This is a genomic window from Streptomyces sp. F63 (assembly GCF_018070345.1).
In the GTDB taxonomy this organism is placed as follows: domain Bacteria; phylum Actinomycetota; class Actinomycetes; order Streptomycetales; family Streptomycetaceae; genus Streptomyces.
In genome coordinates, this window is sequence record NZ_JAGPXX010000050.1 from 21785 (window position 1) to 28195 (window position 6411).

Annotated in this window: 8 protein-coding genes; 7 read left to right on the forward strand and 1 reads right to left on the reverse strand. The window is 74.9% G+C overall.

Annotation, left to right across the window (positions count from 1 at the left end; genetic code table 11):
- Window positions 1-14 precede the first annotated feature (14 nt).
- Complete coding sequence (locus KBZ10_RS28230; protein ID WP_247703118.1) at window positions 15-569, forward strand: hypothetical protein; 555 nt, start codon at window positions 15-17, stop codon at window positions 567-569.
- A gap of 145 nt (window positions 570-714) precedes the next feature.
- On the opposite strand, the gene KBZ10_RS28235 is transcribed toward KBZ10_RS28230, so the two are convergent.
- Complete coding sequence (locus KBZ10_RS28235; protein WP_210990581.1) at window positions 715-1377, reverse strand: potassium channel family protein; 663 nt, start codon at window positions 1375-1377, stop codon at window positions 715-717.
- A gap of 193 nt (window positions 1378-1570) precedes the next feature.
- On the opposite strand from KBZ10_RS28235, the gene KBZ10_RS28240 reads away from it, so the two are divergent.
- The 6 genes from KBZ10_RS28240 to KBZ10_RS28265 all read left to right on the forward strand — a co-directional run bounded on the left by KBZ10_RS28240 (window position 1571) and on the right by KBZ10_RS28265 (window position 6305).
- Window positions 1571-1747, forward strand: a complete 177-nt coding sequence (locus KBZ10_RS28240; protein WP_210990582.1) for a hypothetical protein — start codon at window positions 1571-1573, stop codon at window positions 1745-1747.
- A gap of 276 nt (window positions 1748-2023) precedes the next feature.
- On the forward strand, window positions 2024-2251 hold the full coding sequence (locus KBZ10_RS28245; protein ID WP_210990583.1) for a FeoA family protein: 228 nt from the start codon (window positions 2024-2026) through the stop codon (window positions 2249-2251).
- Window positions 2248-4590, forward strand: coding sequence for a ferrous iron transport protein B (gene feoB / locus KBZ10_RS28250; protein WP_210990584.1), 2343 nt, complete (start codon window positions 2248-2250; stop codon window positions 4588-4590). The genes KBZ10_RS28245 and feoB overlap by 4 nt, the downstream gene beginning before the upstream one ends.
- The gene (locus KBZ10_RS28255) at window positions 4587-4874 is read left to right on the forward strand and encodes a FeoC-like transcriptional regulator (protein WP_210990585.1); all 288 of its coding nucleotides are present in this window, start codon (window positions 4587-4589) and stop codon (window positions 4872-4874) included. Before feoB ends, KBZ10_RS28255 begins: the two co-directional genes overlap by 4 nt.
- Before the next feature lie 205 nt (window positions 4875-5079).
- A complete protein-coding gene (locus KBZ10_RS28260) occupies window positions 5080-5769 on the forward strand; it encodes a FadR/GntR family transcriptional regulator (protein ID WP_210990586.1) in 690 nt (229 codons plus the stop codon).
- Window positions 5766-6305 carry a hypothetical protein gene (locus tag KBZ10_RS28265; protein WP_210990587.1) on the forward strand — a complete coding sequence of 180 codons (540 nt, stop codon included), beginning with the start codon at window positions 5766-5768 and terminating at the stop codon, window positions 6303-6305. Before KBZ10_RS28260 ends, KBZ10_RS28265 begins: the two co-directional genes overlap by 4 nt.
- Window positions 6306-6411 lie beyond the last annotated feature (106 nt).

The following is a 6411-nucleotide window of genomic DNA, read 5'->3' on the forward strand; positions in this document are numbered from 1 at the left end:
CGGGAGAAGCGGCCATGCGACGCACCACCCTTGTCCCGCCCGTCCTCGTCACGGCACTGCTCGCCGCCGCGCCGCCCGCCGCGGCCGCGTCCGGGCCCGCCCCCGGGGCGCCCGCCGCGGCCGTGTCCGCGGGGCGGACGGCACACTGGGAGCCGGCCCCGTCCGCGCCCTGGGACCTTCCCGCCGGGGCCCGCTGTGACGTCCCCGTGCACGGGGAGCCGGTGGTGGACGAGGTGGTGCGGCGGGTCCTGGAGACCCGTCCCGACGGCACCGCGCGGCGGGTGGCCTACAAGGGGGATCTCGTCGTCCGGGTCACCAACCAGCGGACGGGCGCCTCGTACGACGCCGACGCGAGCGGCACGGCCGTCGTCGAGTACCGAGCCGACGGTTCGCAGTTCTGGACGGTGCTCGGCCCGGTGCTGGTGGGCGTCGGCGAGAACGGCGGGAATCTCGCCCGCGGCCTGTACCTCATCGACGGCGTGTACACCCTGGAGATCGGCCCGGCCGGCTACAAGACCGTCACCATGGCGGCCGGATCGACCGACGACCTCTGCGCGCGCATCGGCTGACGTACCGGCGGCGGCCGCCGGGTACCGGGGGGACCGGCGGCCGCCGCCAAGGACGCCGGCGCGGCACCCGGGACCGCCGGACCGCCGCGCGCGGTACCGGGGCGGCCCGGAGTCCGCGGGCCGCGCCGTCCGCCCGGGGCCGGGGTCACGGTTTTCCGCCGCCCCGGCCCGTGTCCTCCGCGTCGCGCCGCCGGAAGCTCTGCACCAGCCAGGACGAGAACACGCCGACGACCGCGCCGATCAGCCCGACGCCGACGCTCATCAGCAGCACGCCGACGAGCCGGCCGTGAAAGGTCACCGGCACCACGTCCCCGTAGCCGGTGGTGGAGAGTGTGACGCAGACCCACCACACGGCATCACCGAAGCTCTCGATGGTCGCGCCGCGCGCGCCGCGCTCGGCGCGGAGGACGGACAGGGCGCCGACGAAGCCCAGCAGCAGCGCGGTCAGCCCGCTGTACGCCATCACCTCCCCCTCCAGGGACATCGCCGCGTTCCGGGGCCGCCGCCGGTACAGGTAGCGGATCAGGGCCAGGGGCCGGAGCGCGGGCAGCGCCAGGACGATCACGTCCAGCCAGTGCCCTCGTACGAAGGTCCAGCGGCGGCGGCTCAGCGCCAGCCGCACCAGGTAGTCGGCGGCGAACAGCGCCCAGGTGACGATCATGGTCCGGGACCAGGCCTCCCGCCAGGCCGGTGAGGCGTCCCGGTCCAGCACCGTGAGGGTGTAGGCCGTCAGATAGAGGAGCGAAGCCGCGATGAGCGGCAGCTGCCCGCGCCGCTCCCACCGCTGTACCGCCTCCTCGTCGCCCACCGTCCCAGCATCACGGGGAGGGGGATCCGGGCGGGCGGGTGACACGGGGCGAACGGGCGACGTGCCCGTCCGGTGGCGGCCCGGCGCTCTCCTGCGGCGGGGCCTTTCCGGGGGGTGTGATACCCCCTTGGGGTTTTAATACCCAGGGGGGTATAGTCGGGAACAGGGAAGAGCACAACGAAGGGAAAGTTCCATGTGCCAGCGTGTCACCTGCCGGACCTGCGGCAAGTTCACCTACTCCGGATGCGGCAACCACGTCGACCAGGTGCTGGCCGGCGTCCCGGCGTCCAAGCGCTGTGACTGCGACTCGGCAGCGGGCAAGTCCAAGGGTGGTGCCTCCGGCTGGAAGTCACTCTTCGGCCGGGGCTGACGCGCGACGCCCCACCGCGCACCGGCCGGTGCACGGTGGGGCGTTCGCATGCCCGCGGGGGCGTTCGCATGCCCGCGGCCGGCGCGGGCCGCCCGGCCCCCCGCGAGGTTTCTTCCGGCCAGGGCGGACCGGTCCGCTCATCAGGGCCGTTGGTCCCTCCGGACCCACCGGGCGGGGACCGTACATTAGGCATGCCTGGCCTTCCCCCGGGCCAGGGCCGGGCCGCACTCCACCTCCCAGCGGGGGCGGTACCCGGCCGGGAAGAAGGGCCGAACCGTGACGTTGTACGAATGGCGGAGCGCCGAGCCCGTCCGGCTGCGCCGGATCGCGGCCGACCGCGAACTCCGCCTGCGCCTGCTCGAACTCGGCTTCGTGCCCGGTACCGAGCTGCGCGTGCTCAGCCGGGGCCTCGCCGGCGGGCTCGTGGTCGCGCACGGCGACACCCGCACCGCGCTCGACGACCGCACGGCCGCGGCACTCGTCGTCCGGAGAGCCGAGGGATGAAGCCCTGCTGCGACGCCCACGACGCGGCCCCGGCGCCGGACGGGGAGGAGGCGGCCGGGGACGGCCGGCGCCTCCGCGTGGTCCTGGTCGGCAACCCGAACACGGGGAAGTCCACCCTGTTCAACGCCCTCACCGGCGCCCGCCAGAAGGTCGGCAACTGGCCGGGCAAGACCGTCGAGGTCGCCTCCGGCACCTGGCGGCCCGAGGGCCGGGAAGCCGGCGGGGCCGGGGAGTACGGAATCTCGGTGACCGACCTCCCCGGCACGTACAGCCTCGTCCCCGTCTCACCGGACGAGGAACTGACCCGGGACCTCCTTGTCTCCGCGGGGGCGGCGGAACGGCCCGATGTGGTGGTCGCGGTCCTCGACGCGGCGAACCTGGCGCGGAACCTCTACCTGTGCGCCCAGCTCTCGGACACCGGCATACCGCTCGTCGTGGCACTCACCATGACGGACATCGCCGCGCAGCGGGGCCTGCGGATCGACGCGGCGGCCCTCGCGGCCGGGATCGGCGCCCCGGTGGTGCCGGTGTCCGCCCGGGAGGGAACCGGCCTCCCGGAGCTCGCGGCCGCCGTCGAACAGGTGCACCGGCGCCGGGCGGCGCCGCCTCCCGCCGCCCTCGGTGAGCCGGCCGAGTCGGCCGTCCGGGACCTGCTCCGGGCCCTGGCGCGACAGGCACCGGGGGAGCGCCGCCCGGCGCGCTGGATCGCCCTGCGGCTGCTCGCCGGCGCGCCGGTACCCGGCATCCCCGGCGAGGTGACGGCTCTCGCGGCGCGGCTGGCGGAGCGGCTGACCGCCGGTGCGCGCGCCGCGGCGGCCGGCGGCCGTACCGGGGAAGCCGCCGGGGACCGGTCCGGCGACGGCGGCACGCGGACCGGAACCGGGGCACACGACCGGGGGAACGAGCCGGAAGACGCCGGCGAGACGTACGACGAGGCGGCCCACGACGAGGACTGGGACGTGGAGACCCTCCTGGCCGAGGGCCGCTACGCCTGGGTGCACCAGCTCATGGCGGCCGCCGTGCACCGCGGCGGCGGGACGGCCGGGGCCGCCCGCGGCACCCGCAGCGACCGGGCCGACCGGGTGCTCACCTCCCGCATCTTCGGCCTGCCCGTCTTCCTGGCCGCGATGTGGGCCGTCTTCCAGTCCACCACCACCCTCGCCGCTCCGCTGCAGAGCGGGCTGTCCGACTTCTTCGCCGGGCCCGTCGCCGCCTTCGCGGTCCGGGTCACCGGCGACCCGGACGGCAGTCCCCTCGCGGGGCTCGTCGTCCACGGGATCGTCCCGGGCGTCGGGCAGCTGCTGTCCTTCGCACCGCTGATCGTCATCATGTTCGTCCTCCTCGGACTGCTGGAGGACTCGGGATACATGGCGCGCGCGGCATTCCTCGTCGACCGCCTGATGCGGACGATCGGACTGCCCGGCAAGGCCTTCCTGCCGATCATCGTCGGTTTCGGCTGCAACGTCCCCGCGCTGTCCGCCGCGCGCATCCTCGGCGACCGGCGGCAGCGGCTGCTGCTGGGCATGGTGCTGCCCCTCGTCACCTGCAGCGCGCGGCTGACGGTGTACATCCTGATCGCGGGCGTCTTCTTCGGCAGCAGCGCCGGGACGGTGGTGTTCCTCCTGTACGTCCTGTCGGTGCTGCTGGTGGTCGGCGCCGGGCTGCTGCTGCGCCCGCTGCTGTTCGGAAGGGCGCGTGCCGACGCGCTCGTCCTCGAACTGCCGCCCTACCGGCTGCCCGTGCCGCGGGTGGTCGCGGCCCAGGCCGGGCAGAAGCTCGCCGCGTTCCTGAAGACCGCGGGAGGCGTCATCGTCGCCACGGTGGCCGCGGTGTGGCTGCTGTCCTCCGTCCCGCTGGGGGCCGCCCGGGGCGGAACGGGCGCGGATGCGGACGGAGCCGGCGCCGGCTTCGGCCGGGTCGCCGTCGAGGACAGCGCCTTCGGCGGGGTCTCGCGGGCGGTCGCCCCGGTCTTCGCCCCCGCGGGCTTCGGCGACTGGCACGCCGCCGCGGCCCTGATCCCGGGCTTCGTGGCCAAGGAGGCGGTGGTCTCGACGATGGCCCAGACCTACGGCACGGAGGAGCCGGACGACGGCCGGAGACCGGGAACGCTCGGCGAGGAGCTGCGGCGGACCTTCGACCGCTCCTCCGGCGGCCACGGCACCGCCGCGGCGCTCGCCTTCATGGTCTTCCTGCTGGCCTACACACCGTGCGTGGCGACGGTCGCGGCGCAGAGCTCGGTCATCGGACGCCGGCTCACGCTGTGGAGCATGGCGACGATGATGGCGATGGCCTGGCTGCTCGCGGTGGCCGTGTTCCAGGTGGGAAGGCTGGTCGCGTGAGTCCGCTGCGCAGGGTGCTCGCGGCGGTGACGGAGGGCCGCGCCCACACCCTGGAGGACCTGGCCCGGGAGGCGGGGGTGTCCCGGGACGAGGCCTCGGCGATGCTCGACTACTGGGTGTCCCGGGGCCGGCTGACCCGCGAGGAGATCACCCCCGGCTGCCCGGCGCGGGGCTGCGGCGGCTGCCCGCTGGCGTCCGGATGCGCCGGCAGGGCACCCGGCGGCGCGCCGGCCCTCGTCACCATCGGTGTCCGCCCGCGCCGCGAAGGGCCGCCGAAGCCCTGACCCCGGGACCCGCGGGACGCTGGTTTTCGCGGGATGGCCGGGGTGGCGGGTGGTTGCCCGGCGGTTGGAGCGGTGCGGCCGGCCGGGAGGGGACCGTTGTCATCGCTTGCCGGTGTTGGGTGGGTTGACCATCCCCGGTCCTGGCTGGTTGAGTGGCTCATCCACTGAGCCGTTCTGGTTCGGGTTCGATCCCGGGAGGGATGCCGTGGAGGCCCTGCCTCGCCAGACCATCGTCGATGTCCTGGAGGACCGGCTGCGTGAGGAGATCCTCGCCGGCCGTCATCGCGTGGGGGACTATCTGCCGCCCGAGCGTGAACTGGCGCACGGTTACGGTGTCACCCGTACCACGCTCAAACACGCTTTCGGGCGCCTGGTCCAGGCCGGGTTGCTGGAGACCCGGCACGGGGTGGGTACCCGCGTCCGCGACTACGCCCGTCTGGGTGGAGCGGATCTCCTGCCGATGCTTGTCCGGCACAGCTCCGGCTGGGTCGGCGAGGTCTTCGAAGTACGGCGCGCTGTCGGGGCGTTGATCGCCGAGCGCGCTGCCGTGCGGGCCACCGCGGCGCAGCGGGCCGAGCTCCGCGCCCTGCTGGCGGCGGTGGCGGCGGCCGAGGGGGCCGACGCCGCGCAGCTTGCCGACGCCGACGTACACCGGGCCCTGGCACGGGCCACCGGCAACCGGGTCTACGGCCTGCTCACCAACACCCTTTTCCAGGCCTATCTGCCCATCCGTTCGGCTCTGGCCGCCCCGTTCACGGACCCCGCCGCCGCCCGGGACCGGCTGGCTCCCGTCGTTGAAGCGGTCGTGGCGGGCGACGGGAAGGCCGCGCACGCGGCGGCCGGGGAGTATCTCAGCGCCACCGAGCGGATCATGCTGGCGGGGGAGGACTCTTGAGGCGGCGGGAGACACGCTTCAGCGAGACGCTGCTCGGCACTGTGCGTTTCGGCGGCGGGGAACCACAGCGGCGCATCCGCCTGGACCTGCACGCCCGGGCCGGGGGTGTGCTGCGGCCCTGGGCCACCACCCGTGCCGGGCTCACCGGCCGTGTGCGGATCACCGGTCTGGCCGACGACCCGCACGCCGCCGGCGAACTGGAGATATCCCCGCTCGCCCGGCGGCGCATCCGCTACCGCCTGCCGTTCACCGCCGGGGACCGCCGCCTGTTCCTGGACGGCTGGAAGTCGGTGACGCCCGCCAGGCCCGTCGCCTCGATGACGGTGCTGCCGTTCACGCTGTACGAGGAGGGGGTCCGCGTGGGCGAGGGTACCCTGCGCTTCCCGCTGGCCACCGGTCTTCTGCCGTTCCTCGCCGGCTTCCGCTTCCCGCGTGCGGCGGATCGGCGGAACGCCCCGCCCTCCGCGGAGCGGGAGACGGCCGGAGGCCCGCGCGACGTCAACGGCCCGCACCCCGTCTGCCGGTGTGGATGGTGATGGGCCGTGCGGGGCTGTGCCGTATCCGCGTGGAGGTTGTTCAGCCGCCGGGGCGTATCCTCGCCCTGGAGTACCGGGACCCGGACGGCTGCCTGTCCGTCTGCCG

Coding starts and splice junctions, on each gene's coding strand:
- KBZ10_RS28230 (WP_247703118.1), top strand. CDS start 15: ATGCGACGCACCACCCTTGTCCCGCCCGTCCTCGTCACGGCACTGCTC.
- KBZ10_RS28240 (WP_210990582.1), top strand. CDS start 1,571: ATGTGCCAGCGTGTCACCTGCCGGACCTGCGGCAAGTTCACCTACTCC.
- feoB (WP_210990584.1), top strand. CDS start 2,248: ATGAAGCCCTGCTGCGACGCCCACGACGCGGCCCCGGCGCCGGACGGG.